This window comes from Thiohalocapsa marina (assembly GCF_008632335.1).
GTDB lineage: Bacteria > Pseudomonadota > Gammaproteobacteria > Chromatiales > Chromatiaceae > Thiohalocapsa > Thiohalocapsa marina.
Genome location: NZ_VWXX01000011.1, coordinates 74,147 through 96,455 on the forward strand (window position 1 = coordinate 74,147; position 22,309 = coordinate 96,455).

At 68.0% G+C, this 22,309-nt stretch carries 29 protein-coding genes; 16 read left to right on the forward strand and 13 right to left on the reverse strand.

Going from position 1 to position 22,309, the window contains the following annotated elements:
• Positions 1-307: 307 nt before the first annotated feature.
• Positions 308-1,009, forward strand: coding sequence for a hypothetical protein (locus tag F2Q65_RS09380; RefSeq protein ID WP_150092713.1), 702 nt, complete (start codon positions 308-310; stop codon positions 1,007-1,009).
• Between the two features lie 44 nt (positions 1,010-1,053).
• Here F2Q65_RS09380 and F2Q65_RS09385 read toward each other — a convergent pair whose 3' ends face one another.
• Positions 1,054-1,920: a YicC/YloC family endoribonuclease gene (locus tag F2Q65_RS09385; protein WP_150092715.1), complete on the reverse strand. Its 867-nt coding sequence runs from the start codon at positions 1,918-1,920 to the stop codon at positions 1,054-1,056.
• A 151-nt stretch (positions 1,921-2,071) separates the two neighbouring features.
• On the opposite strand from F2Q65_RS09385, the gene rph reads away from it, so the two are divergent.
• From rph to F2Q65_RS09415, 6 genes are read left to right on the forward strand one after another with little or no spacing between them, the layout of a single operon-like run.
• Positions 2,072-2,788 carry a ribonuclease PH gene (gene rph / locus F2Q65_RS09390; RefSeq protein WP_150092717.1) on the forward strand — a complete coding sequence of 239 codons (717 nt, stop codon included), beginning with the start codon at positions 2,072-2,074 and terminating at the stop codon, positions 2,786-2,788.
• A 58-nt stretch (positions 2,789-2,846) separates the two neighbouring features.
• Positions 2,847-3,485: an RdgB/HAM1 family non-canonical purine NTP pyrophosphatase gene (gene rdgB, locus F2Q65_RS09395; RefSeq protein WP_150092719.1), complete on the forward strand. Its 639-nt coding sequence runs from the start codon at positions 2,847-2,849 to the stop codon at positions 3,483-3,485.
• Between the two features lie 2 nt (positions 3,486-3,487).
• The gene (locus F2Q65_RS09400; RefSeq protein ID WP_150092721.1) at positions 3,488-4,243 is read left to right on the forward strand and encodes a YggS family pyridoxal phosphate-dependent enzyme; all 756 of its coding nucleotides are present in this window, start codon (positions 3,488-3,490) and stop codon (positions 4,241-4,243) included.
• A 13-nt stretch (positions 4,244-4,256) separates the two neighbouring features.
• Entirely contained in the window at positions 4,257-5,087 is an 831-nt protein-coding gene (gene proC / locus F2Q65_RS09405; RefSeq protein ID WP_150092723.1) for a pyrroline-5-carboxylate reductase, read from the forward strand.
• Positions 5,084-5,659 carry a YggT family protein gene (locus F2Q65_RS09410; protein ID WP_150092725.1) on the forward strand — a complete coding sequence of 192 codons (576 nt, stop codon included), beginning with the start codon at positions 5,084-5,086 and terminating at the stop codon, positions 5,657-5,659. Before proC ends, F2Q65_RS09410 begins: the two co-directional genes overlap by 4 nt.
• Before the next feature lie 17 nt (positions 5,660-5,676).
• On the forward strand, positions 5,677-5,961 hold the full coding sequence (locus F2Q65_RS09415) for a DUF167 domain-containing protein (protein WP_150092727.1): 285 nt from the start codon (positions 5,677-5,679) through the stop codon (positions 5,959-5,961).
• Between the two features lie 30 nt (positions 5,962-5,991).
• On the opposite strand, the gene F2Q65_RS09420 is transcribed toward F2Q65_RS09415, so the two are convergent.
• Positions 5,992-6,675 carry a sulfite exporter TauE/SafE family protein gene (locus F2Q65_RS09420; RefSeq protein ID WP_150092729.1) on the reverse strand — a complete coding sequence of 228 codons (684 nt, stop codon included), beginning with the start codon at positions 6,673-6,675 and terminating at the stop codon, positions 5,992-5,994.
• Positions 6,676-6,772: 97 nt separating this feature from the next.
• Here F2Q65_RS09420 and pyrE point away from each other — a divergent pair, with 97 nt between their 5' ends.
• Positions 6,773-7,420 carry an orotate phosphoribosyltransferase gene (pyrE, locus tag F2Q65_RS09425; RefSeq protein WP_150092731.1) on the forward strand — a complete coding sequence of 216 codons (648 nt, stop codon included), beginning with the start codon at positions 6,773-6,775 and terminating at the stop codon, positions 7,418-7,420.
• A gap of 65 nt (positions 7,421-7,485) precedes the next feature.
• Here the strand turns inward: pyrE and argB are convergent, their stop codons facing one another.
• The 3 genes from argB to coaBC form a co-directional block, all read right to left on the reverse strand.
• Positions 7,486-8,391, reverse strand: coding sequence for an acetylglutamate kinase (gene argB / locus F2Q65_RS09430; RefSeq protein ID WP_150092733.1), 906 nt, complete (start codon positions 8,389-8,391; stop codon positions 7,486-7,488).
• 90 nt (positions 8,392-8,481) lie between these two features.
• Entirely contained in the window at positions 8,482-8,940 is a 459-nt protein-coding gene (gene dut / locus F2Q65_RS09435; protein WP_150092735.1) for a dUTP diphosphatase, read from the reverse strand.
• A complete protein-coding gene (gene coaBC / locus F2Q65_RS09440) occupies positions 8,918-10,120 on the reverse strand; it encodes a bifunctional phosphopantothenoylcysteine decarboxylase/phosphopantothenate--cysteine ligase CoaBC (protein WP_150092737.1) in 1,203 nt (400 codons plus the stop codon). Before coaBC ends, dut begins: the two co-directional genes overlap by 23 nt.
• A gap of 142 nt (positions 10,121-10,262) precedes the next feature.
• Between coaBC and radC the strand changes: the two genes are divergently transcribed.
• A complete protein-coding gene (gene radC, locus F2Q65_RS09445) occupies positions 10,263-10,937 on the forward strand; it encodes a RadC family protein (protein WP_150092739.1) in 675 nt (224 codons plus the stop codon).
• Positions 10,938-10,972: 35 nt separating this feature from the next.
• Here the strand turns inward: radC and F2Q65_RS09450 are convergent, their stop codons facing one another.
• The gene (locus F2Q65_RS09450) at positions 10,973-12,289 is read right to left on the reverse strand and encodes a sensor histidine kinase (RefSeq protein WP_150092741.1); all 1,317 of its coding nucleotides are present in this window, start codon (positions 12,287-12,289) and stop codon (positions 10,973-10,975) included.
• A 9-nt stretch (positions 12,290-12,298) separates the two neighbouring features.
• On the reverse strand, positions 12,299-13,006 hold the full coding sequence (locus F2Q65_RS09455; protein WP_150092743.1) for a response regulator: 708 nt from the start codon (positions 13,004-13,006) through the stop codon (positions 12,299-12,301).
• Between the two features lie 143 nt (positions 13,007-13,149).
• On the opposite strand from F2Q65_RS09455, the gene F2Q65_RS09460 reads away from it, so the two are divergent.
• The 6 genes from F2Q65_RS09460 (at position 13,150) to F2Q65_RS09485 (ending at position 17,928) form a co-directional block, all read left to right on the forward strand.
• Positions 13,150-13,533, forward strand: a complete 384-nt coding sequence (locus tag F2Q65_RS09460; RefSeq protein WP_150092745.1) for a hypothetical protein — start codon at positions 13,150-13,152, stop codon at positions 13,531-13,533.
• Positions 13,534-13,580: 47 nt separating this feature from the next.
• Positions 13,581-13,907, forward strand: coding sequence for a hypothetical protein (locus F2Q65_RS19440; RefSeq protein WP_170265616.1), 327 nt, complete (start codon positions 13,581-13,583; stop codon positions 13,905-13,907).
• Positions 13,908-13,960: 53 nt separating this feature from the next.
• The gene (locus F2Q65_RS09470; RefSeq protein ID WP_150092747.1) at positions 13,961-14,566 is read left to right on the forward strand and encodes a DUF2202 domain-containing protein; all 606 of its coding nucleotides are present in this window, start codon (positions 13,961-13,963) and stop codon (positions 14,564-14,566) included.
• Between the two features lie 239 nt (positions 14,567-14,805).
• Complete coding sequence (locus F2Q65_RS09475) at positions 14,806-15,999, forward strand: efflux RND transporter periplasmic adaptor subunit (RefSeq protein WP_150092749.1); 1,194 nt, start codon at positions 14,806-14,808, stop codon at positions 15,997-15,999.
• Entirely contained in the window at positions 15,996-17,207 is a 1,212-nt protein-coding gene (locus F2Q65_RS09480) for an ABC transporter permease (protein WP_150092751.1), read from the forward strand. The genes F2Q65_RS09475 and F2Q65_RS09480 overlap by 4 nt, the downstream gene beginning before the upstream one ends.
• Entirely contained in the window at positions 17,200-17,928 is a 729-nt protein-coding gene (locus F2Q65_RS09485; protein WP_150092753.1) for an ABC transporter ATP-binding protein, read from the forward strand. Before F2Q65_RS09480 ends, F2Q65_RS09485 begins: the two co-directional genes overlap by 8 nt.
• 100 nt (positions 17,929-18,028) lie before the next feature.
• On the opposite strand, the gene F2Q65_RS09490 is transcribed toward F2Q65_RS09485, so the two are convergent.
• From F2Q65_RS09490 to F2Q65_RS09505, 4 genes are read right to left on the reverse strand one after another with little or no spacing between them, the layout of a single operon-like run.
• Entirely contained in the window at positions 18,029-18,256 is a 228-nt protein-coding gene (locus tag F2Q65_RS09490; RefSeq protein WP_150092755.1) for a toxin-antitoxin system TumE family protein, read from the reverse strand.
• Between the two features lie 35 nt (positions 18,257-18,291).
• On the reverse strand, positions 18,292-19,707 hold the full coding sequence (locus tag F2Q65_RS09495) for a sensor histidine kinase (RefSeq protein WP_150092757.1): 1,416 nt from the start codon (positions 19,705-19,707) through the stop codon (positions 18,292-18,294).
• Positions 19,697-20,362, reverse strand: a complete 666-nt coding sequence (locus F2Q65_RS09500; protein WP_150092759.1) for a response regulator transcription factor — start codon at positions 20,360-20,362, stop codon at positions 19,697-19,699. The genes F2Q65_RS09495 and F2Q65_RS09500 overlap by 11 nt, the downstream gene beginning before the upstream one ends.
• The gene (locus F2Q65_RS09505) at positions 20,362-20,751 is read right to left on the reverse strand and encodes a PepSY domain-containing protein (RefSeq protein WP_150092761.1); all 390 of its coding nucleotides are present in this window, start codon (positions 20,749-20,751) and stop codon (positions 20,362-20,364) included. The genes F2Q65_RS09500 and F2Q65_RS09505 overlap by 1 nt, the downstream gene beginning before the upstream one ends.
• A 165-nt stretch (positions 20,752-20,916) precedes the next feature.
• On the opposite strand from F2Q65_RS09505, the gene F2Q65_RS09510 reads away from it, so the two are divergent.
• Positions 20,917-21,318 (forward strand): hypothetical protein, encoded by a 402-nt coding sequence (locus F2Q65_RS09510; RefSeq protein WP_150092763.1) that lies wholly within the window; start codon positions 20,917-20,919, stop codon positions 21,316-21,318.
• Between the two features lie 32 nt (positions 21,319-21,350).
• Here the strand turns inward: F2Q65_RS09510 and F2Q65_RS09515 are convergent, their stop codons facing one another.
• Both F2Q65_RS09515 and F2Q65_RS09520 read right to left on the reverse strand, forming a co-directional pair.
• Positions 21,351-21,749 carry a hypothetical protein gene (locus F2Q65_RS09515; protein WP_150092765.1) on the reverse strand — a complete coding sequence of 133 codons (399 nt, stop codon included), beginning with the start codon at positions 21,747-21,749 and terminating at the stop codon, positions 21,351-21,353.
• A gap of 45 nt (positions 21,750-21,794) precedes the next feature.
• A complete protein-coding gene (locus tag F2Q65_RS09520; RefSeq protein WP_150092767.1) occupies positions 21,795-22,097 on the reverse strand; it encodes a DUF3240 family protein in 303 nt (100 codons plus the stop codon).
• Positions 22,098-22,309 lie beyond the last annotated feature (212 nt).

Sequence of the window (22,309 nt, forward strand, 5' to 3'; positions counted from 1 at the left end):
TCGAGAGGATCGGTATCTCGGGCTCGTCTGGCATCAGGTCGGGGAGATTCACGACTTAGATCAGATCGATAGGGGCCGACGTGGAGTCTTCTATCGCAAGGACAAACCCCTTGATCTAACGGCCCTGGAGGGGAAAGGGAGGCCGGGGATATAGGATCCGCGAATCGAAATCCGCGCACCACACGGCATGCAGCCGAATTTCGTCCCTAGCCAAGCCACAGCTTAGAACCTCCGATACAGGAAAGCAAGGTCTTGCTAGCACAGATCCGCCCCGAGCGTGGCCAATGCAACCTGGACTTACTACACAATGACGACCCGGATCCGCAGCATTCTTGAGCAATTAGAGCAGACGCGCGAGGACCTGCTGGCCCTGTCGGACGATATCTGGCTCAGTATCGACCACAACGACAGCCAAGCACTCGAGGACGGTGTCGCCTTCAAGAAGCAGTACAACGCCAAGGTGGCCGCCTTCGATAAGCTCGCTGGGGAGTTGTCGGCCTTGGTCCAGCAGTTCACCGCGGTCAAGCTCGATGACGGGACGTCCGAAGGGGATCGATCGGCACGAGGCCGTGAGCGCACCAACCGAGACCTGGATCAGTATCAAGCGCACGGGCTTGATGAGGACTTTACGTTCAAGCGCCCCTATGGCTTCAGGCTGGAAGAGGAGGCACAGTCCGACATCAAGACCTGGCGCCGCCTATACGAGCTCATTTGCCTGTCTTTACAGAAGCGCGATCCGGGTCGCTTTTCCCGCCTGCCGGATGATCCAAGATTCACCACGAGGCGCGGCAACCCGGTCTTCAGCCGCGATCCTCTCGCCTTGCGCTCTGCCATGCCCCTGCCAGGCGGCATCTATGCCGAGGTGAACCTGTCGGCCAATCATCTGCGCGATCAAATGAAGTTACTGCTAATGAAATCAACTTTTCGTTCAGGCACTAGCTACTCAAAGGATAGCAGACAAGACCAGACAAGGGATTACTGCTTAGGACAAGTGTTTGCTGTTTTTTAAGCAATTTTTAGCGAGCTTGTGAGGGTGAAGTCAACGCCAAAAGCCTATTCGATATTCTGCACCTGTTCGCGCATCTGCTCGATCAGGACCTTCATGTCGACGGCGGCGAGGGTGACGGCGGAATCCGAGGACTTGGAACTCAGGGTATTGGCCTCGCGGTTGAGTTCCTGCATCAGAAAGTCCAGCCGGCGGCCCACCGGGCCCTGGGCGTCCAGCGCCTTTCGCACCTCCGCCACATGCACCGACAGGCGGTCCATCTCTTCATCCACATCAAGGCGTTGCGCCAGCAGGGCCATCTCCTGTTCCAGACGACCGGGGTCCAGTTCCTCGCGCACCTCGGCCAGACGATCGGCGATGCGGCTGCGCACGCCGGCCAGTACCTCCGGCATGCGGGCGCGCACCTCGTCCACCCGCTGCAGCAGCCGCTCGCAGCGCTCCAGGATCAGCGCACGCAGGCGTTCGCCCTCGCGCGCGCGGGTCTCCACCAGGGTGTCGAGGGTGCGCTCCAGCAACGCGCGGGCGGCGGCGCCAACGGCGTCCAGGTCGCGCTCGGGCTCCTGCAACAGGCCCGGCCACTGCATCAGGTCGATCACATGGGGCGTGGCCGGCTCGCCAATGCGCGTGGCGATCTCGTCGGCGGCCTGCAGCAACTGCTCCAGCAGGCGGTGGTTGATGCTGAGGGCACCGGCCTCGCCGGCCCGCGGCGCAAACCGCAGGCTGCAGTCCAGCTTGCCGCGCCCCAGGCGTGCCCCCAGGCGCTCGCGCACCGCGGGCTCCAGCGCGCGCAGGTCCTCCGGCAGGCGGACATTCGCCTCCAGAAAACGGTGGTTGACGGAGCGCACCTCCCAGGTCAGATCGCCGACCTCTGCGGTGTCCGATTCGCGGGCAAAGGCGGTCATGCTCTTGATCATCGACGCTGCGCTCCTGTGCTGGGTGTCGTTGGCTGGGGGCTTTATCATATACGAGCCCGAGCACCACCGACGTGAATCGGCATTTGACCCGGCCGTCGATCATGGCCAGTATGCCGGGCTGTCATTATCAAACCCGCAAGCGAGCCTGCCCATGCGTCCATCCAATCGCCGTCCCGACCAGCTTCGGCCGATCACGCTGACCCGCGGCTACACCCGTCATGCCGAGGGCTCGGTGCTGGCGCAGTTCGGCGACACTCGGGTGCTGTGCACCGCCAGCGTGGAGGAACGCGTGCCGCCCTGGCTGCGCGGCACCGGCAGCGGCTGGATCACCGCCGAGTACGGCATGCTGCCCCGCTCCACCGGTGAGCGCATGGCGCGCGAGGCGGCCCGGGGCAAGCAGGGTGGTCGCACGCTGGAGATCCAGCGCCTGATCGGCCGCTCATTGCGGGCCGCGGCGGACCTGCACGCCCTGGGCGAGCGCACCATCACGCTGGACTGCGACGTGCTGCAGGCCGACGGCGGCACCCGCACCGCGGCCATCACCGGTGCCTGGGTGGCGCTGTGCGACGCCGTCGGCCGACTGCAACGCGACGGGCGCCTGGCGGATTCGCCCATCCGCCACCAGATTGCGGCCGTCTCCGTCGGCGTGTTCGAGAGTACGCCGGTGCTGGACCTGGACTATGCCGAGGACAGCGCCGCGGAGACCGACATGAACGTGGTCATGAACGGCGCCGGCGGCCTGATCGAGGTGCAGGGCACCGCCGAGCGACTGGCGTTCACGCGGCATGAGCTGAACGCGCTGCTGGACCTTGCAGAGGCCGGCATCGAACAGTTGCTGGTGATCCAGCGTGAGACCCTGGCGGACTGAGCCAGATCGAGACAACCGCCCGCCGTCCGCTGCAAGGGGCGGCCATGGAGACATCATCATGCGACCCAACAGGCAGGAACACGACCTGGTGCTGGCCAGCAACAACGCCGGCAAGGTTCGGGAGATCAACCAGATGCTGTCAGGCACCGGCATCCGCGTGCGGCCCCAGGGCGAGTTCGGCATTGGCGAGGCGGACGAGACTGGCCTCAGCTTTGTCGAGAACGCCATCCTCAAGGCCCGGCACGCCTCCCAGGCCTGCGGCCTGCCGGCCATCGCCGACGACTCCGGGCTGGAGGTGGACGCGCTGAATGGCGCGCCGGGCATCTACTCCGCCCGCTATGCCGGCGCCGGCGCTGGCGATGCGGCCAACAACGACAAGCTGTTGGCGGCCCTGCGGGGCCTGCCGGAGACCGAGCGCAGCGCCCGCTTCCAGTGCGTGCTGGTGTACCTGCACCACGCCGAGGACCCCACCCCGCTGATCTGCCAGGGGACCTGGGAAGGACGCATCCTGGACGCCCCCCGCGGCCAGCACGGCTTCGGCTATGACCCGATCTTCTTCGTGCCCGAGCAGGGCTGCAGCTCCGCCGAGCTGGATCCGGCCAGGAAAAACGCCCTGAGCCACCGCGGCCAGGCCCTGGCGCAACTGGTGCGCCACTTCGCCACGCTGCGGGCGCAGGCCGGCGAGCGGCAGGTCTGACCATGCACAGCGCCCCCAACAAAGAGGCCGACTGCAACGGCAGCTCCGACGCAGGCACAGCACAGCGGCTGGCCGCGGTGCTGGCGCGCATCCGCGCCGCCGAGCTGCGTTTCGGCCGTGTGCCGGACAGCGTCGAACTGCTCGCCGTCAGCAAGGTGCAGCCGGCAACACTGATCGCAGATGCCTTTGACGCCGGCCAGCGCGCCTTCGGCGAGAGCTACGTGCACGAGGCACTGGAAAAACAGGCCCGGCTGCAATCACTGCCCCTGACCTGGCACTTCATCGGCCGCATCCAGGGCAACAAGACCCGCGACATCGCCACCCATTTCGACTGGGTGCACAGCCTGTTCGATATCCGCCATGCCCGGCGCCTGGACGCACAGCGCCCACCCGAGCGCGGACCGCTGCCTGTCTGCGTCCAGGTCAACCTGAGCGGCGAGGCCAGCAAGGGCGGCCTGGCACCGGCAGAGGTGGCCGGCTTCATCGACCAGTGCGCGAGCCTGCCCAACCTGCGCATCGAGGGCCTGATGACCCTGCCGGCCCCCGGCGCCGACTTCGACGCCCAGCGACGCCCGTTTGCCGCCCTGCGTGAACTGCGCGACCGCCTGGCCCGAACGAACCTGCCGCTGCCGGTACTGTCCATGGGCATGACCGATGACCTGGAGGCGGCCGTTGCCGAGGGCGCTACAATCGTGCGTGTCGGCACGGCCATCTTCGGCCCGCGCCCGGCGGCAAAACCAGAGACCACTGACCACTGACCACTGGATCCCCATGAACCGAACGCGCATCGCATTCATCGGCGGCGGCAACATGGCCCAAAGCCTGATCGCCGGACTGATCGCCGACGGCCACGAGGCCGCGGCCCTGACCGTCAGCGACCCGCTGGACGACAAACGCCAGCAGCTCGCGGCCACCTACGGCATCAAGGCCGCGGCGGACAATGCCGCCGCCATCGCCGAGGCCCAGGTCGTGATGCTGTGCGTCAAGCCGCAGAGCGCACCGGCGGTCTGCCGCGAGCTCGCCGCCAGCCTGCCGCACACGCCGCCGCTCATCATCTCCATCATGGCCGGCGTCACCGAGGCCAGCCTCTGCCACTGGCTCGGCCGGCCGCTGGCCCTGGTGCGCGCCATGCCGAACACCCCGGTGATGGTGCAGTCCGGCGCCATCGGCCTGCACGCCAACGCCGAGACGACGCCGACGCAGCAGAACCTGGCCGAGGAAATCCTGCGCGCCGGCGGACTCACGCGCTGGGTGGAACGCGAGGCCGACCTGGATGCCATCACGGCGCTGTCCGGCAGCGGTCCGGCCTATTTTCTGCTGTTCATGGAGGCGCTGGAAAAGGCCGGCATCGAACAGGGGCTATCCGCCGACACGGCACGACTGCTGAGCATCCAGACAGCCCTGGGCGCGGCGCGCATGGCGATGGAGAGCGACGAGTCGCCGGCACAGCTGCGTCAGCGGGTCACCTCTCCCGGCGGCACCACAGAGCGCGCGCTGAACGCCTTCGCCGATGGCGGCCTCGAGACCCTGGTCAGCCGCGCCGTCAACGCCGCCCGGCAACGCGCCGGCGAACTCTCCGCACTGCTGGGGGCCGAGAAATGACCGAGGCCTATTTCACCAACCCGCTGATCTTTCTGGTCAAGACCCTGTTCGGTCTGTACATCGCGCTGGTGGTGATCCGCTTCCTGCTGCAGTGGGCGCGGGTAGACTTCTACAACCCGATCTCGCAGTTCGTGGTGCGGCTGACATCCCCCGCCCTGCGCCCGCTGCGTCGGGTGATCCCCGGCTATCGCGGCATGGACACCGCCTCCCTGGTGCTGGCCTGGCTGCTCAAGGCGGCGGAACTGGCCATCCTCAGCCTGCTGCTCGGTCTGGACCGCAATCCGCTGGCCGCGCTGGCCTGGGCCGTTCCGGCGCTGGTGGGCCTGCTGATCAGCCTCTTCCTGTTCGCCGTGCTGATCCGCGTGATCCTCAGCTGGGTGAATCCGGACCCGTACAATCCGGCGGTAGAGCTGCTGCGGCGCTTCACCGACCCGATCATGGAGCCGGCGCAGCGGCTGATCCCGCCCATCAGCGGCATCGACCTGTCACCCATGGTGGTGATGATCGGCCTGGTGTTGCTGGAGATGCTGCTGCTGCCGCCGTTGCAGTTCCTGACCGGCAGCCCGTTCTAGCCAGGCCTGCCCGAGCCATGGCCTGGCGTCGCTGGCAGGACGATGCGCTGGTGCTGTCGCTGCGGGTGCAGCCCCGGGCCCGCAGCGACGGCTTCGGCGAACCGCTGGGGGACGAGCTGCGGTTGCGGCTGCGGGCGCCGCCGGTGGACGACAAGGCCAATGCGCATCTGATCGCTTTCGTGGCGGATGCCTTCGGCGTGCCGCGGCGTCAGGTGGAGATCATCGGTGGCGAGCATGCGCGCTCGAAGGTGGTGCGCATCACCGCGCCGACGAAGGATCCCTTCGCCAGCAACGGCGGCTGATGGCCACCGACGCCCCGCCCTGCCATCCCATCAGGCCGCGAACAACTGCCACAGGGCATAGAGCCCGAAGCCGATCACCAGCAGGCCGGCCAGCCGCCGGAACCAGACCAGTTCGGCATACCGGGCAGCGCCCCCGGCCAGCAGGCCGATTCCCAGCAGGTTGGGCAGGGTGCCCAGCCCGAAGGCGAGCATCAACAGCCCGCCCGGCAGCGCCCCGCCGGCGCCCAGGGCCAGGATCAGCACGCTGTAGACCAGGCCGCAGGGCAACCAGGCCCAGATAAAGCCGACGCCCAGCGCCTGCCACCAGGAGCGGATCGGCAGCAGCCGGCGGCCCAGGGGCTCCAGTCGGCGCCAGAGCAGGCCGCCGGCCCGCTCCACCCAAGCCAGCCCGCGCCACCAGCCACCCAGGTAGAGCCCCAGGGCAATCATGAAGACGGCCGACAGCAAGTAGAGCCCGCGCTGGGTCCAGTGCATGGCCAGCGACTGCACCAGCAGGCCGCCGACGCCGCCCGCGACCAGGCCCATCACCGTATAGCCCGCGATGCGGCCGAGGTTATAGCCAAGCTGATGGGGCAGCAGCGCCAGCGGTCCCCGCCGGCGCTGCGCCGGCGGCAGGCCCAGCGTCAGGGTGGCGACGATGCCGCCGCACATGCCGACGCAGTGCACCCCGCCCAGCAGGCCGACGACGAACGCGGTCAGCAGCGAGGCGGTCATCGCCGCCCCCCGCGCCGGAGCGGCCGCACGCACTGGCGAACATCGCCGCATTGCAAGATCATGTCGGCTCCTGACAACATCTTTACGAGGCCCTTCAATGCAAGACTATCAACGCGATTTCCTGCGCTTCGCCATCGACACCGGCGTGCTGCGCTTTGGCCATTTTCAGCTCAAGTCCGGACGCGAGAGCCCGTATTTCTTCAACGCCGGGCTGTTCAACAGCGGCCGCAGCCTGGCACGCCTCGGCCAGTTCTACGCCCAGGCCCTGCTCGCCTCCGGGCTGGAGATCGACATGCTGTTCGGGCCGGCGTACAAGGGCATTCCGCTGGCGGCAAGCACCGCCATTGCCCTGGCCGAGCAGCACGGGCGCGACCTGCCCTACGCCTTCAACCGCAAGGAGGCCAAGGATCACGGCGAGGGCGGCAACATCGTCGGCAGCCCGCTGGACGGACGGGTGCTGATCATCGACGACGTCATCACCGCTGGTACGTCCGTGCGCGAGTCCATGGCGCTGATCGATGCCGCGGGCGCCCGCGCCGCCGGCGTGCTGATCGCGCTGGACCGCTGCGAGCGTGGCAGCGGCAGCGGTTCCGCCATCGACGAGATCCGCGACCAGTACGGCCTGCGCACGGTCAGCATCGTCACCCTGCACGATCTCATCGCCTACCTGGACGAGGCCATGCCCGAGGCCGACGTCCGCGCCGCCCTGGCCGACTATCGCGATCGCTACGGCGTGGCGGCCTAAGCTGAAACCGGAGCTGAAACCGGGGCCAGACCGGGGGCCAGACTGGCGGCCGGGCCGCGCCGGGGCTACTTGGGCGCCCGCGGGCGAATCAGCGTGCCCACGCCCTCGTCGGTAAAGAGATCGAGCATCACCGCATGCTCGACCCGCCCGTCGAGAATATGCGCCGCCTTCACGCCCGCCTGCACCGCCTCCACGGCGCAGCGGATCTTCGGCAACATGCCGCCCTGGATGACGCCACTGTCGATCAGGGCGTTCACCCGCGCCACGTCGAGGTCACGGATCAGCTCACCGTCCTGGTCCAGCAATCCGGCCGTGTTGGTCAGCAGCAGCAGCTTCTCCGCCTGCAACACCTCGGCCACCTTGCCGGCCACCAGGTCCGCGTTGATGTTGTAGGACAGCCCGTCGTCGCAGACGCCAATGGGGGCGATCACCGGGATGAAATTGCCCCCCACCAGCATGTGCACCACCTCCGCGTCGATGCTCTCCACCTCGCCCACATGCCCCAGGTCGATGATCTCAGGCACCGCCAGTTCCGGCGCATCGCGGCGCAGCATGAGCTTGCGCGCACGGATCAGGTCACCGTCCTTGCCGGTGAGGCCCACGGCGGAACCGCCATGGCGGTTGATCAGGTTGACAATCTCCTTGTTCACCAGGCCGCCGAGGACCATCTCCACCACGTCCATGGTCTCGCTGTCGGTGACGCGCATCCCCTGGACGAATTCGCTGGCCTTGCCCAGGCGTTGCAGCAGCGCGCCGATCTGCGGGCCGCCGCCGTGCACGATCACCGGGTTGAGCCCCACCAGCTTCATCAGCACCACGTCGCGGGCGAAGCCGTCCTTCAGGCGCTGGTCCACCATGGCATTGCCGCCATACTTGATGACCATGGTCTTGCCGCTGAAACGGCGGATATAAGGCAGCGCCTCGATCAGGACGCGCGCGATGTTCTGGGCACGCTCGGCGGGCAGGGACATGAAGTTACCTCGTTGCAATCGAATCGAAACCAGTTCGGACTGATGACCGGCCCGTTCCCGCTCGGAGAGGGCCAGTCGATCAGCGTCATCTCAGATCCGGCCGCTGTGTCCGAAACCGCCCTCGCCGCGCCGGCTGGCGGCGAATTCGTCGACGATCTGCAGCTCGGCATGCACCACCGGAACCAGCACCATCTGCGCGATGCGCTCGCCGACCTCGACCCGGAACGGCGTCTGGCCCCGATTCCAGCAGGAGACGAACAGCTGGCCCTGATAGTCGGAATCGATCAGCCCCACCAGATTGCCAAGCACGATGCCGTGCTTGTGCCCCAGCCCGGAGCGCGGCAGGATCATCGCCGCCAGACCGCTCTCGGCGATATGGATGGCCAGGCCGGTGGGAATCAGCTCGGCGGCGCCCGGGGCCAGTTCCAGCGGCTCGGCGAGCATGGCGCGCAGATCCAGCCCGGCGGCGCCCTCGGTGGCATAGTGCGGCAGCGGAAACCGCTCGCCCAGGCGAGGATCGAGAATCTTAACCTGCAAGGGATGCGGCATAGCGCGCTCCGATCAGTTGGGCCAGGGCCACCCCGAGACTGGCCTTGGGCATCGTGGGAAGGCGCTGCTGGCCGCCGCGCCAGAACACCAGCAGGGCGTTGTCGTCGACCTCGAAGCCGGCGCCGTCGCCCACATGGTTGGCCGCGATCATGTCCAGGCGCTTGCGTTCCAGCTTGGCGGTGGCATGGGCCTCGAGGTCGTGGGTCTCGGCGGCGAAGCCCACGGTGAACGGCGGCTGTGGCAGCGCCGCCACGTCCGCCAGGATATCCGGATTGCGCACCAGTCCGAGCGTCAGCGTCTCGGCCTGTTTCTTGATTTTCGCCACGGCCGGACGTTCCACGCGGTAGTCCGCCACCGCGGCGGCGGCGACGAAGATGTGGCAGTCCGACGCCCGCGCCATGACCGCGGCGTGCATCTGCGCCGCCGACTCCACGGCGATCCGCTCCACCCCCGACGGACAGGCGAGCGCGGTCGGTCCGGACACCAGAATCACCTCGGCGCCGAGCCCGCCCAGGGCGGCGGCCAGGGCATAGCCCATCTTGCCGGAGCTGCGATTGCCGATGAAGCGCACCGGATCGATGGCCTCGCGGGTCGGCCCCGCGGTCATCAGCACACGCCGCCCCTGAAGCGGGCCGGCCGCGGGGGCGCACAGGCGCGCAACGATGTCCTCCGGGGCCAGCATCCGGCCCGGACCGATGTCGCCACAGGCCTGGGGGCCATCATCCGGGCCGAGCAGGACGCAGCCGCGCGCCGCCAGCAGCGCCGCATTGGCCGCGGTGGCAGGATGCCGCCACATGCCCTGGTTCATGGCCGGCGCCAGCCAGAGCGGCACATCGGCGGCCAGCGCCAGCGTGGTCAGCAGATCGTCTGCCAGGCCGTGGGCCAGACGGGCGATCAGGTGCGCCGTGGCCGGCGCCAGCAGGATGGCATCGGGCCAGCGGGCAAGTTCGATGTGATCCATGCCCGCCTCCGCCGCCGGATCCAGCAGCTCGGTGCGCACCGGCCTGCCGGAAACCGCCTGCAGGCTCAACGGCGTGACGAAGGCGCCCGCGGCGCGGGTCATGACCACCTGCACCTCGGCCCCCCGCTCGCGCAGGCGGCGCACCAGCTCGGGGGTCTTGTAGGCGGCGATGCCGCCGCTGATGCCCAGCAGGATCTTGCGTGGTGATGATGCTGACACGGGTGTGCCCTATCTGAAAAACTGGCTGCGGAGTTTACCGCAAACCCGCCCCATCGCTCTCGACTTGGCGCGGCGGGCGGGTTGGGCTATCCTCACCCCGTCGCCAATGTAAAACGGTATGACGCCGAACGGGGGACGACCCATGTCAATCTCGGACTGGCCAGAGGACGAACGCCCGCGGGAAAAGCTCCTGTCCCAGGGGGCGGCGGCGCTGAGCAATGCGGAACTGCTGGCAATCTTTCTGCGCACCGGCGTCACCGGCAAGAGCGCGGTCGACCTGGCGCGGGATCTGCTTACGGATTTCGGCGGGCTGATCGGGCTGCTGTCCGCCAGCGAGACCGCGTTCTGCCAGGCCAAGGGGCTAGGCCGGGCCAAGTACGCCCAGTTGCAGGCCACGCTGGAGCTGAGCCGGCGCTATCTGCGCGACGAAATCACCGGCCGCGACGTGCTGAGCAGTCCGGACAGCACACGGCAGTATCTGAAATCGCGGCTGCGCGCCTATCCGCACGAGGTCTTCGCCTGCCTGTTCCTGGACAATCGCCACCGCGTCATCCAGTACCGGGAGATCTTTCGCGGCACCATCGACGGCGCCAGCGTGCACCCCCGCGAGGTGGTGCGCGAGGCCATACACTGGAACGCCGCCGCGGTGATCTTCGCGCACAACCATCCGTCCGGCGTCGCCGAGCCGAGCCAGGCGGATCTGCGCATCACCCAGCGCCTGAAGGACGCCCTGGACCTGGTGGACGTCCGCGTGCTCGACCACATCATCATTGGCGAAGACAAGGGCACCTCGTTCGCCGAGCGCGGGCTGCTGTAATGCCGTGACGCATGCCGCCCCATGCCCCCGGGGCGTCAGCCGTCGCCCGCGGGAATGACCTGGAGCCACGCGGCCAGCCCGCCATCCGGCCGGTTTTCCAGCCACACCCGCCAGCCGCAGACCTGGGCGAGCTGCCGGACGATGGCCAGGCCCAGGCCGGTGCCGCCGGTGACCGGGCTGCGGGAGTGTTCGACCCGATGGAACGGCCGGAACACGGCGTCGAGCTCCGCCTCGGGAATCCCCGGCCCCCGATCCAGCACCCCGATCCGGCAGCCGCCATCGGCGCACTCCGCCCGCAGCTCCAGCGGATGCCCTGCGGCATAACGACGCGCGTTGTCGATCAGATTGCCGAGCACGCGGCGCAGCGGCTCCACCGGCAGGCGAAGCTCGGCCGGCGCACAGTGCAACTGCACGTCGGCGCCCCCGCTGCGCGCCGCATCGGCGATCTCCTCCAGCAGAGCCGACAGTTCAACCGGCTCGGCCTCCGCGTGGCTGAGGCCGCGCGCGAGGGTCAGCACATCCGCCACCAACCGGTCCATCTCCGTGATATCCCTGTCCAGGCGCTCGATCCAGGTCGGATCGGGCCGGCGCTGCAGCATCTCCAGCGCCAGCCGCATGCGCGCGAGCGGCGTGCGCAGATCGTGCGACAGCCCTGCCAGCAGGGTGGTGCGGGCCTCCAGCAGGTCCCGGATCTGTCGACTCAGCAGATTGAAGCGGTGCGCCAGCCCGGCCAGTTCCAGCGGCCCCTCCTCTGGCAGCTGAGTCGGCGTCTCGCCGCGGCCCAGGGTGGCCGCGGCGGCATCGAAACGCCTGATCGGGGCCAGGATGTATCCGCCCAGCCACCACGCGGCCACGGCCGCCAGGACAAACCCTCCGGTCAGCGTCAGCACCAGCGCGGCCAGTGGGTGCGGCCCGACACGACCATGCGAGAAGCCAAGCCACAGGCTCTGGCCACCACTCGGCAAGGCCGCCCACAGCCAGCGCTCGCCGGCGCGTTCCGCGTCGAGCAGGCTCACCGCCTGGCCCACGCGCTGGTTCAGCCGCGCCTGGAGCGCCCGCAGGTAGAGTCCGTGGCGGCGCGGCGGCGTAGCCTGGGCGGGGGCGTCCACGCTCAGGGTCAGCCCATGGGCCCGCAGCAGTTCCTGCTCGAAGGCCGGGCGGGTACCCGGCGGCAGCTCGCTCCAGGTCTGCGCCGCAAGCACCATGAGCCCGGTCAGATCGCCGGACGCCCGTTGCGCCATCGGCAGCATGAGCAGGAAGACCACTGCAACGGCCGCCAGCAGCTCGAACAGCACAAAGATCAGTGCCAGGCGCAGGGCATTTTGCTGGCGCAGACTCAGCCGGCGAAGCATGCGCGCGCCTCAGGCCTCGACGCCCTTGGGGTTGAACAGATAGCCGGAGCCGCGCACCGTGCGGATATAGACTGGTCGGGACGGGTCCGGCTCGATCTTGCGTCGCAGGCGCGCCACGCGCAGATCCACCGTTCGATCGAAGGGGTCACGCTCGTAACCCTTGAGCAGATCCAGCAGGATGTCGCGGGTCAGCACCCGTCCGGGCCGGTCAATGAACACCTCGATCAGGTCGTATTCGGCCCCGGTCAGGCCGATATCCTCATCGTTCCTAAGCAGCCGACGCGCGTCTCGGTCCAGCCGGTAGGGACCGAACTGCTCGTGCCGGGTTTCTGCCATCTGCGCGCCCCGGGTGCGTCTGAGCAGGGCCCGCAGGCGTGCCAGCAGCTCGCGCGGGCTGAAGGGCTTGGCCAGATAGTCGTCCGCGCCAAGCTCCAGGCCCACCACGCGATCAACCTCCTCGCCCCGTGCCGAGAGCATCAGGATCGGCACCTGGGAATGCTCGCGCAGCGCGCGGGTCAGGGTCAGGCCATCCACCCCGGGCAGCATCAGATCCAGCACGATGGCATCCGGAGCGGCGCGCTGCATGGCCTCGCGCATGGCCGGGCCGTCGGCCGCCAGGTCAACGGCGAAGCCGGTGTCGGTCAGATAGGCCTGCAGCAGTTCCCGCAGGGCGGGATCGTCATCAACCACCAGGATGCGGGCGGGCGAGGTGTTCATGTGTCGAGCTTATCCCATATCGCCACCCTGGATGCCGGATTCGAATCAGTCTGATACAGACGGATACAGACGGCGACAGCCATGACAAGCCCGCGCTACAGCGCAGGACCAGAATAGACCCCGTCAGCAACGAAGACCCCCTGATGATGAAACTGGCAACCCGACCTGGACTGCTCATCGCACTGCTCTGCCCGATCGGGCTCCTCGCCGCGGAGGTGCCCGTGTCGGACGACCTCGGTCTGGATCTCAGGCTGTTGCAGGAAGACCTGCCGAGCGGGCACTGGAAGCCGGCGTCGTCTGCGCCTGAAGATCGGTTGCCGAGTCTCGGCACGCAACCCATGCAGGGTGACGGCCGCCCCGGGGGATCCCGCGGGGACGGTGGCGGCGGCAGGGGCGGCTTCAGATCCGATCTGCCCTACGGCGCCGGCTATGAGGCCCGGCAGGGCGCCGGATCGGGGCCGGCTTCGGGTTCGGGCTCAGGGCCGGGCCGCGGTGGCCGCGGCATGGGCGGCGGCCGGAGGCACTAGCTGCTGACGCTTCACTCACTGAGCGTAGAGATACAGAGGTAACCGAGATGAACAGATCGGCAATGATCAGGCGTCTGGCACTGATGGGGCTGGTCGCCCTGGCCGTATCCGTCGATGCCCAGGCCCGCGGTGGCGGTGGTGGCGGCGGCGGTTATGGTCAAGGCGGGGGTCAGGGGCGCGGCGACTATGCGCAAAACGGTGGCCAGGGCGGCGGCCAGGGCACCATGACCCAGCGCAGGAGCCAGACCCGCACCCAGTCGGGCAGCGGCAGCGGGCAACAGGACGGCCAGATGCTGTCGCAACGCAGCCAGAACCGGAGTTTTTCCGAGGACATGGCCCAGCGCCAGGAAAACCGTCAGACCTATCGGCAATGACTCCGCGGGCGGCCTTGCCCCGGATCATCGCACCAAGCAAGAGAGGTATCCGCATGAACGTTCGCTCAATCGTCCTTCCAGCCGCCATCGCCCTCTGCATCGGCACTGCGCCGGCACTGGCCCGGGGACCCAACGGTGGCCCGGTCGTGCCTGACCCGGCGCTGCTGAGCCCCGAGGAGTCCGCCACCCTGTTGTGGATGCGCGAGGAGGAAAAGCTCGCCCGCGATGTCTACGTGGCCCTGGACGCCGAATGGAATCTGGTCGTCCTGGAGCGCATCGCAGCCTCCGAACAACGCCATTTCGACGCCCTTGGCGACAAGATCGAGCGGTACGGACTGACGGATCCGGCCCTGCCGGGCGCGGGCGTCTTCAGCGTCGAAGAGCTGCAGGCCCTGTATGACGACCTGGTCAATGCCGGTCTCGCGTCCTCGGCAGAGGCCCTGGTGATCGGCGCCACCATCGAGGATCTGGACATCCTGGATCTGCTGCACGCCCTCGAGGAAACCACCCAGCCGGATCTGACGCGCACCTACGAAAACCTGCTGGAGGGCTCGAAGAACCACCTGCGGGCCTTCGTGCGCGAGTTGCGCTTGCTCGGGCTGGACTACGAGCCGCAATACATCGACCCGCTGCTGTTCGACGCCATCGTCGGCGTCTGACGCCACAGCACTGACGAGAGACTCGGCCACCGTTGACGCTGATGCGTATGGGCGGCGGCCGAGCCAGGCCCATTTTGACTCCAGTCAAGGCTCGGGCGCGAGCCTGCATTTAGCCTCGATACCTGCGCGCACCCTGTCGCGGCTCGACCCCGTCGGGGGCATCGGGCGCGCGAGGCGGACGTCTGGCTCCGTCGCGGTTGCGGTCCATGGGCCCATCACTGTTCAGTTTTTCACTTGCCATGCTTTTCCCAACGCCAAACCGGCGTGCGCTAGCACTCCTTTCCATCCTGTTGCCCCTCGTCCTGGCTGCTGTCTGGCTTGCCCTGACCTCGGGTCCACTCGCGCCGGTTCCGGTGACGGTGGCCGTCGTGGAAGAACGCGCGATCGCGCCGGCGTTGTTCGGCATCGGCACCATCGAGGCGCGCTATCGCTATCGCATCGGCCCGACCGTCGCCGGTCGGGTCAGGCGCGTTGAGGTCCAGGTGGGAGACCGAGTCCATGCCGGCCAGTTGCTGGGGGAGATGGACCCCGTCGATCTCGACGAACGGGTCGCTGCTCAGGATGCGGCGCTAAGGCGTGCCGAGGCCGGTGTTGCGGCTGCCCGCGCCCAGGTGACCGATGCCCGCGCGCGGCTGGAGTTCGCGGGCGCCCAGGTGCGGCGCTACGAACAGTTGTTACAGGCGCGCACGGCCAGTGAGGATACCGTCGAGGCCAGACGGCAGGAGGCCCAGGTGGCCGAGGCTGGACTGGCGACGGCGCTCGCCAATCTGGAGTCTGCCGAGCAGGATCTGCTGCGAGTCCGTGCGGAACGCGAGGCGTTGGCGCGCCAACGGGGCAATCTGCGCCTGCTGGCACCCGTGGACGGGCTGGTGGTTGCGCGCGACGCCGAGCCGGGCAGCACCGTTGTCGCCGGGCAGGCGGTGGTGGAGCTGGTCGATCCGGCCACGCTCTGGATCGACGCACGGTTCGATCAGCTTGGCAGCGGTGGGCTGCGCGCGGGGCTGGAGGCCCGGATTGCGCTGCGCTCCCGGCCATCGGAGACGCTGGCGGGCAGCGTGCTGCGGGTGGAGCCGCAGGCTGATGCCGTGACCGAAGAACTGCGCGCAAAGATTGCCTTCGCCCGTCTGCCGGAGCCCCTGCCGCGGCTTGGTGAGTTGGCCGAGGTGACCCTGGCGCTGGCCTCGCAGCCGCCAGCGCCGGCGCTGCCGAATGCGGCGCTGCAGTGGCGCGACGGCCAGCTCGGCGTATGGCGGCTAGTGGATGCCGGTCCGCGGTTCGCGGCGATCGAGACGGGTCTGCGCGACCTGGACGGCTGGGTTCAGATCGGCGCCGGGCTGACGGGCGGCGACCGCGTTGTCCTCTACAGTCAGGCGCCGCTGCGGCCTGGCCGGTCGGTGAAGATCGTCGAAGCCATCCCCGGCGTGCTTCGATGATCAGCCTCGCCGGACGCGACATCCTGCATGGCTGGGGCAAGTATGTCTTCACTGGCATGGGACTCGGGCTGCTGATCGGGGTCACCCTGTCCATGGCCGGCATCTACCGCGGCATGGTGGACGATGCCGCGGTGCTGCTGGACAACAGCGGTGCCGACCTCTGGGTGGTGCAGCAGGATACCCTGGGGCCGTACGCCGAGCCCTCGAGCCTTTATGACGACCTTTATCGGGGGATCTTGACCCTGCCGGGGGTGGCCCAGGCCGCCAATGTCACCTATCTGACCATGCAGGTGCGTCCGGCGGGAGATGCCGCGCGCGAGCGCCGCGCCATGGTGGTTGGCGTGGTCCCCGGCGGTTTTGGCGAGCCAGGCCAGCCGCGCTTCCTGGTTGCCGGACGCAGGCTCACGCGCGGTCACTACGAGGCAGTGGCAGACCTGAGCACGGGTTTTCGGCTCGGCGAGCAGGTCCGCATCCGCCGCCATCTCTACCGGGTGGTCGGACTCACCCGCCGCAACGTCTCCTCGGGCGGTGATCCCATGGTCTTCATCCCGCTCAAGGATGCCCAAGAGGCGCAATTCCTCAAGGACAACGACGCCATCATCCAGCAACGCCATCGGACCGCCGTAAATCCGCTCTTCAACCGTCCCGGCCAGCCCGAGGTGCTCGAGGCCGTGCTCGCTGCCCAGACCCAGAGCACCTCTGTCAACGCGGTCCTGGTGCGTCTGGACGCGGGCGCCGACCCAGACCGCGTCGCCGCGGACATCCGCCGCTGGAAGCGGCTCGGCGTCTATACCCGTGCAGAGATGAACGAGATCCTCCAGGCCAAGCTCATTGCCACCTCTGCGCGGCAGATCTTTATGTTCCTGGTCATCCTCTCGCTGGTCAGTGCGGCCATCGTGGCCTTCATCATCTACACCCTGACCCTGGGCAAGATCCGCGAGATCGCGATCCTCAAGCTCATCGGCACCCGCAACCGCACCATCGCCGCAATGATCCTGCAGCAGGCAATCGGGCTCGGGCTGATCGGCTTCGTGGTCGGCAAGACTGCTGCCACGTTCTGGGCGCCGGTGTTTCCGAAGTACGTCCTGCTGTTGCCAAGCGATGCGGCGCGGGGGCTGTTGGTGGTTGTGCTGATCTGTGCACTGGCGAGCCTGTTTGCCATTCGCACCGCACTTCGGGTCGACCCGGCGGAGGCCATCGGTGGCTGATGTCGAGTCGACCCCGGGCGAGGGCATTCACATCGAGGGGCTGCGCAAGCGTTACGGGCGCGGGGAGACGGCAGTGGATGCACTGAAAGGCGCGGACATCGCGGTCGCAGCGGGCGAGGTGGTTGGCCTGGTCGGTCCCTCGGGCTCGGGCAAAAGCACCTTGCTCAAGTGCCTGGGCGCCGTGACCGAGCCCAGCGGCGGGCGCATGACCCTGGGCGGGCGCGTCATCTACGACGAGGGCTGGCGCATCCCCGACCTGCGCGCACTGCGGCGGGACCGCATCGGGTTCGTGTTCCAGGCGCCCCATCTGATCCCATTCCTGAATGTGACGGACAACGTGGCGCTGTTGCCGATGCTGGCCGGGCACGCCAACGCCGATGCCCGCGCACGGGCGCGCGAGCTGCTCGAAGCCCTGGACGTTGGGCATCGCGCCCAGGCCATGCCGAGCCAGCTCTCCGGTGGTGAGCAACAACGCGTGGCCATCGCGCGCGCCCTCGTGAGTCGGCCGCCGGTGATCCTGGCCGACGAGCCCACCGCGCCGCTCGACAGCGAGCGCGCCCTCGGCGTCATCGGCATCCTCAATCGCATGGCCAGGGAGTATCGGACCGCGGTGATCGTGGTGACACACGACGAGAAGATCATTCCAACCTTTGAACGGATCTATCACATCCGCGACGGACGCACCCATGAGGAGCTCGGCGAAGGGCGCATGTCTACCTGACCCCTTCGCTTGGTAGTCGGCCTCGTTGACGGGCTCGCCAGCGTCGACCTGCCGCGCCACGGCCAAGGCACGCGCCTGCAGGCTCTCCCAGGATTCGGTGCTAATGATCGCCTTCATCGATAGCCTCCAGCGCTTGCGCAACATCCGCCGCGAAATCCACCAGCAGCTGCGTGAGCGAGACAAATTGGTAGGGCACCTCTCCAGCTCCGATGTGCTTGTGATCGCCCTTGCCGCGCTCGTTATCGTAGCGCACCAGGCAGCGCCCCGCGTGGCCGCAGTAGGTGAAGGCAAACGCACAACCATGGACCTTCGAGCGCTGCGAGGCCATCCAGCGCTGTTGAGCCGATCGGGGCTCACGGACCTTCAGGCGGCTGGCAGGCGGAGGCGCACCCGCAGGCCACCGGTCTCGACCGGGGCGAAGTGCAGGCCTCCGCCGCAGGCGTCGACGATGTCGCGCACGATGGCCAGACCCAGCCCGGTGCCGTCTTTCTCCTCGTCCAGGCGCAGGCCGCGCTGACCGAGCCTGGACACCTGGGCGACAGGCACGCCGGGGCCGTCATCGGCGATGTCGATCTCGATCCAGGGGCCAGCGGACGACACCTGCACCCGAACCTGGGACCGAGCCCATTTGGCGGCGTTCTCCAGCAAATTACCGAGCAGTTCCAGCAGGTCGTCCGGCACCAGTGCGACACGGGCCGCGGGCGGCGCCTCCACCCGCCAGTCGAGCTGCTCGCCCTCGGGGGTACGCTGCAGGGTGCGCAACAGCCGATGCAGCGCACCGACCACGTCGCCCCGCGCCTGATGCGCCGAGGCCCCGGTGCGCACCCGCGCACGCACCAGTTCGCGCTCCACCCGTCGTCGCATGGCCGTGGCGAGCTGTTCCAGATCGTCCGCCAGGGCCGGCTGACCGCGCTCTCGCAGTCGCTGGGCGTCCGCCGCCAGGGCGCTGAGCGGCGTCTTCAGGCCATGAGCCAGATCGGCGGTCCAGGCGCGGGCGCGCTCCACCGCCTGGGCGCGGGCGTCGAGCAGGGCGTTCACCTCGCTGACCAGCGGCATCACCTCGTCCGGATACTCTTCGCCGAGGCGCCGATCGACACCGGAACGGATGGCCTCGACGCCGCGTCGGACCGACTCCAGCGGTGCCAGCCCGGTCTGGATCTGCACCAGCGTCGCCAGCAGCAGCACCAGCGCGATCAGCCCGAGATAGGGCCAGAGATCCGCGGCGAAGGCATTGCGCGCGGCGGTCAGCTCGGCGCGATCCTGCGCCGCGGCCAGCCGCAACTGCATCGGACCCGCCGGCGATTGCAGCCGAATGCCGCGCTCGCGCACCAGCAGCATGCGTCCGCCGGGGCCCGGCAGCCGATGGGCATGCACCTTGCCCGCAGACAGGCTGTCCGGCGGCAACGCGATGACCTCGTCCCACAGCGAACGGCTGCGCAGCAGACCGCGCTCCCCGGGGTCGTCGAGCTGGCCGTCGAGCTGGCGGTCGATCTGCCAGTAGAGTCCGCTCAGGGGCTGCTCGAAGCGCGGATCGCTCGGCGTGCGCGTGAGCCGGATATCGCCCGCCGGCGTCACCTCGACGGCGGCGGCGATCTGGTTGAGCTGGGCCGTCAGCTCGGCGCCGATGCGTCGTTCCACATGACGCTCGAACAGGGCTGCCAGCCCCAGCCCCGCCACCAGCAGGGCCACCGCGATGGAGGCGATGGCGCCGATCCAGAGCCTGGCACGCAGTGAACGGCGAGTCGTGCCGGCGCGACGACGGTCTGACTCAGCCGGCATCGGGCTCGATCAGATAGCCGAAGCCGCGACGGGTCTGGATCAGCCCGACGCCCAGCTTGCGTCGCACCCGGCCCACCAGCACCTCCACGGCATTGGAGTCGCGCTCGAAGTCCTGCGCATAGAGCTGCTCGGTGAGTTCCATTTGGGAGACCACCCGGCCGGCGTGCTGCATCAGATAGCTCAACAGGCGGTATTCCTGGGGCGACAGGTGCAGCGGAACCCCGTCCACGCTGACGGCCATGCGGCGGGTGTCCAGGCTGACCCCGCCGATGGTCAGTACCGGTGAGGCCTTGCCGGCGGCGCGGCGGATCAGGGCCCGCAGCCGCGCCAGCAGTTCTTCCATGCGGAACGGCTTGCCCAGATAGTCGTCGGCGCCGGCGTCGATGCCCTCCACCCGCTCGCTCCAGTCGCCGCGCGCAGTCAGGATCAGCACCGGCAGGTCACGGCCGCCGGCGCGCCATTTGCGCAGCACCGACAGCCCGTCCATGGCCGGCAGGCCCAGGTCCAGGATCACCGCGGCATAGTCCTCGGTATCGCCGCGAAACCAGGCGTCCTCACCCTCGGCGCAGCGCTCGACGACGAAGCCGGCGGCAGTCAGCGCCCTGGTCACCGCATCGGCGACGCTGTCGTCGTCCTCCACCAGCAGGATGCGCATCAGTCCTCCTCCACCTCGAGCAGTCGGCCACTGCTGGCATCGATTTCGACCTCCAGCAGGCGCCCGTCAGGGGCCAGAACCTTGAGCTCATAGACCCAGCACAGGTGATCGTCGACCCGTTCCCGTTCCAGTTCCACCTCGATCACCTCGCCAGGCACCTCGGCGGCGACCAGGGTCAGGATCTCCGCCATGGGCCGGATCTCGCCACGGTGGCGGGCATGACGTGCGCGGTCGTGATCATGATCGTGATGGTGTTTTTGCGCTGGCGCTGGTGCGAGATCGGCCTGCCCGGCGTCCTGCGGGTCATCAGCGCTCGCGCCGCTGGCCCAGCCCAGGCAGAGGATCAGTCCGAGGGCTTGGAGTCGACGGTAACGGATGTGATGTGTCATGGCGCCTATTGTGCCTCAGCAGAGCCTGAGCAATCGCCCCGGGGGCAAGCCAAGCGAACGGATTGGGCTATCCTTAGATGATGAGGAGTCTGGAGAAATCGCGCCGCGCGGCGACCCCACTGGCCGTGCGACCTTCACGCCTGTTTACAGCGAGGAGGAATCATCATGTTTTCACCGCAGATGTCCCGAATCTCATCCCTTGTGGCAGGTTTGCTGCTTGCCGCCTCGGCCCTGCAGATCCAGGCGCTTGAGACCATCATTCAGGTCTCTCCCAATGTCTTGAATATCAGCAGCCAGGGCTATGTTGTCACGGTGCATACCGATCTGCCGTATTCGTCTGTTGATGTGCACTCGGTGTTCCTCAACTCTGTACCCATCGCGAGTTCGAAGGCCGACGATCAGGGGAACTTCGTCGCGAAGTTCGACATCGAGGCCGTCAAGCGCCTGGATGGGCTGATCATCGGTGCTGACAATGCGCTCATGCTGACCGGCGTCACCTGCGATGGGGAGCCGTTCGTTGGCACCGATTGGGTCAGGGTCATCAACGTCGTGCCGCGCGGTCGCTGAGCCGGTCTCTGAACTGGCTCCGGTGCGAGTGGCTACCCGAATGAAGGCAGCCCGCTCAAGCGATGCTCGATGCGGATCGAGCCTCCGGCAGGTGGCTCGAGCATGAGCCGCGCATAAAAGTGCGCAGCGGTGGCCTGCCGATTCCGGCGCATCGGCATTGCGTCGGTTTCCGCCAGCAGCGCCCCGTCGGGACCAAGGACGGAGATGTGCACAGCGCCCGGGATCGGCCCGCGCTGGGGGATGCGACGGGCAACCTCACCCCGCACCGAGACGGTGCCATCTTCGGATCGGACCTGGGTCTGCGTGATGGTGAACCCGCTCGATGAAATGCGCTCGATGTGCAGACCGGCATCGGGCGTGGCCGTGGGTCCGGATGCACAGCCGGTAATGGCCGGACCGAGGCCCAGGGCCAGCAGAAGGGTCGCAACCATCAGTCTCTCGTGTATTGCCATCTTTATATCCCCCTGTTGTTTGTCTTAGCGTAGCCGCCCGATCTCCAGCACCGGCACAAGCCAGTAATGGATGCCGCTGCCCTTGAAGCCTTCGCCGAGGGCAGCGATCAGCGTCCGCGCAACAGGCTCGGGCAGATGCATAAAGAACATGACCCGACGGCTGCGGCCGGCCACCTGCTCGGCCAGGGTCATGGAACGCGCCGATGAGCCGTGCCCCGAGACCGCGGCGCTGGTAAAGCCCGGTACGTCTTCGCGCTCGAGCAGCCACTCCGTTACGGCGTCTTCGGTCTCTGGGGGGATGATGAGATAGAGCAGGGTGTTGGGCATGGGGGACTCGGGGTTCAGGGTTCAGGGTGCAGGGTTCAGGGTTCAGGGTTCAGGGTGCAGGGTGCAGGGTTCGGGGTTCAGGGCATTTGGTACGCGTTAAGAAACGCGCCCAAAACAAGGTGAACACTGTAGGGCGGGTAATAGAAGCGCATCCGCCCGTGTGGGCGGTGGGGGGTGGGCGTGGCGTTTAAGCCCAACCGGGCCTGCGGGGT

Excerpts from the sequence above, each read along its gene's own strand:
- F2Q65_RS09420 (WP_150092729.1), bottom strand. The coding sequence starts at position 6,675 with ATGACCGCCTCGCTGCTGACCGCGTTCGTCGTCGGCCTGCTGGGCGGG.
- dut (WP_150092735.1), bottom strand. The coding sequence starts at position 8,940 with ATGCCGCATCCCTTGCAGGTTAAGATTCTCGATCCTCGCCTGGGCGAG.
- F2Q65_RS19440 (WP_170265616.1), top strand. The coding sequence starts at position 13,581 with ATGAACAGATCGGCAATGATCAGGCGTCTGGCACTGATGGGGCTGGTC.
- F2Q65_RS09460 (WP_150092745.1), top strand. The coding sequence starts at position 13,150 with ATGATGAAACTGGCAACCCGACCTGGACTGCTCATCGCACTGCTCTGC.
- F2Q65_RS09380 (WP_150092713.1), top strand. The coding sequence starts at position 308 with ATGACGACCCGGATCCGCAGCATTCTTGAGCAATTAGAGCAGACGCGC.
- rdgB (WP_150092719.1), top strand. The coding sequence starts at position 2,847 with ATGCGACCCAACAGGCAGGAACACGACCTGGTGCTGGCCAGCAACAAC.
- F2Q65_RS09500 (WP_150092759.1), bottom strand. The coding sequence starts at position 20,362 with ATGCGCATCCTGCTGGTGGAGGACGACGACAGCGTCGCCGATGCGGTG.
- F2Q65_RS09410 (WP_150092725.1), top strand. The coding sequence starts at position 5,084 with ATGACCGAGGCCTATTTCACCAACCCGCTGATCTTTCTGGTCAAGACC.
- F2Q65_RS09415 (WP_150092727.1), top strand. The coding sequence starts at position 5,677 with ATGGCCTGGCGTCGCTGGCAGGACGATGCGCTGGTGCTGTCGCTGCGG.
- F2Q65_RS09385 (WP_150092715.1), bottom strand. The coding sequence starts at position 1,920 with ATGATCAAGAGCATGACCGCCTTTGCCCGCGAATCGGACACCGCAGAG.
- F2Q65_RS09505 (WP_150092761.1), bottom strand. The coding sequence starts at position 20,751 with ATGACACATCACATCCGTTACCGTCGACTCCAAGCCCTCGGACTGATC.
- rph (WP_150092717.1), top strand. The coding sequence starts at position 2,072 with ATGCGTCCATCCAATCGCCGTCCCGACCAGCTTCGGCCGATCACGCTG.
- F2Q65_RS09400 (WP_150092721.1), top strand. The coding sequence starts at position 3,488 with ATGCACAGCGCCCCCAACAAAGAGGCCGACTGCAACGGCAGCTCCGAC.
- F2Q65_RS09515 (WP_150092765.1), bottom strand. The coding sequence starts at position 21,749 with ATGGTTGCGACCCTTCTGCTGGCCCTGGGCCTCGGTCCGGCCATTACC.
- F2Q65_RS09475 (WP_150092749.1), top strand. The coding sequence starts at position 14,806 with ATGCTTTTCCCAACGCCAAACCGGCGTGCGCTAGCACTCCTTTCCATC.
- radC (WP_150092739.1), top strand. The coding sequence starts at position 10,263 with ATGTCAATCTCGGACTGGCCAGAGGACGAACGCCCGCGGGAAAAGCTC.
- proC (WP_150092723.1), top strand. The coding sequence starts at position 4,257 with ATGAACCGAACGCGCATCGCATTCATCGGCGGCGGCAACATGGCCCAA.
- F2Q65_RS09450 (WP_150092741.1), bottom strand. The coding sequence starts at position 12,289 with ATGCTTCGCCGGCTGAGTCTGCGCCAGCAAAATGCCCTGCGCCTGGCA.
- F2Q65_RS09490 (WP_150092755.1), bottom strand. The coding sequence starts at position 18,256 with ATGGCCTCGCAGCGCTCGAAGGTCCATGGTTGTGCGTTTGCCTTCACC.
- pyrE (WP_150092731.1), top strand. The coding sequence starts at position 6,773 with ATGCAAGACTATCAACGCGATTTCCTGCGCTTCGCCATCGACACCGGC.
- F2Q65_RS09520 (WP_150092767.1), bottom strand. The coding sequence starts at position 22,097 with ATGCCCAACACCCTGCTCTATCTCATCATCCCCCCAGAGACCGAAGAC.
- F2Q65_RS09480 (WP_150092751.1), top strand. The coding sequence starts at position 15,996 with ATGATCAGCCTCGCCGGACGCGACATCCTGCATGGCTGGGGCAAGTAT.
- argB (WP_150092733.1), bottom strand. The coding sequence starts at position 8,391 with ATGTCCCTGCCCGCCGAGCGTGCCCAGAACATCGCGCGCGTCCTGATC.
- F2Q65_RS09495 (WP_150092757.1), bottom strand. The coding sequence starts at position 19,707 with ATGCCGGCTGAGTCAGACCGTCGTCGCGCCGGCACGACTCGCCGTTCA.
- F2Q65_RS09510 (WP_150092763.1), top strand. The coding sequence starts at position 20,917 with ATGTTTTCACCGCAGATGTCCCGAATCTCATCCCTTGTGGCAGGTTTG.
- F2Q65_RS09470 (WP_150092747.1), top strand. The coding sequence starts at position 13,961 with ATGAACGTTCGCTCAATCGTCCTTCCAGCCGCCATCGCCCTCTGCATC.
- F2Q65_RS09455 (WP_150092743.1), bottom strand. The coding sequence starts at position 13,006 with ATGAACACCTCGCCCGCCCGCATCCTGGTGGTTGATGACGATCCCGCC.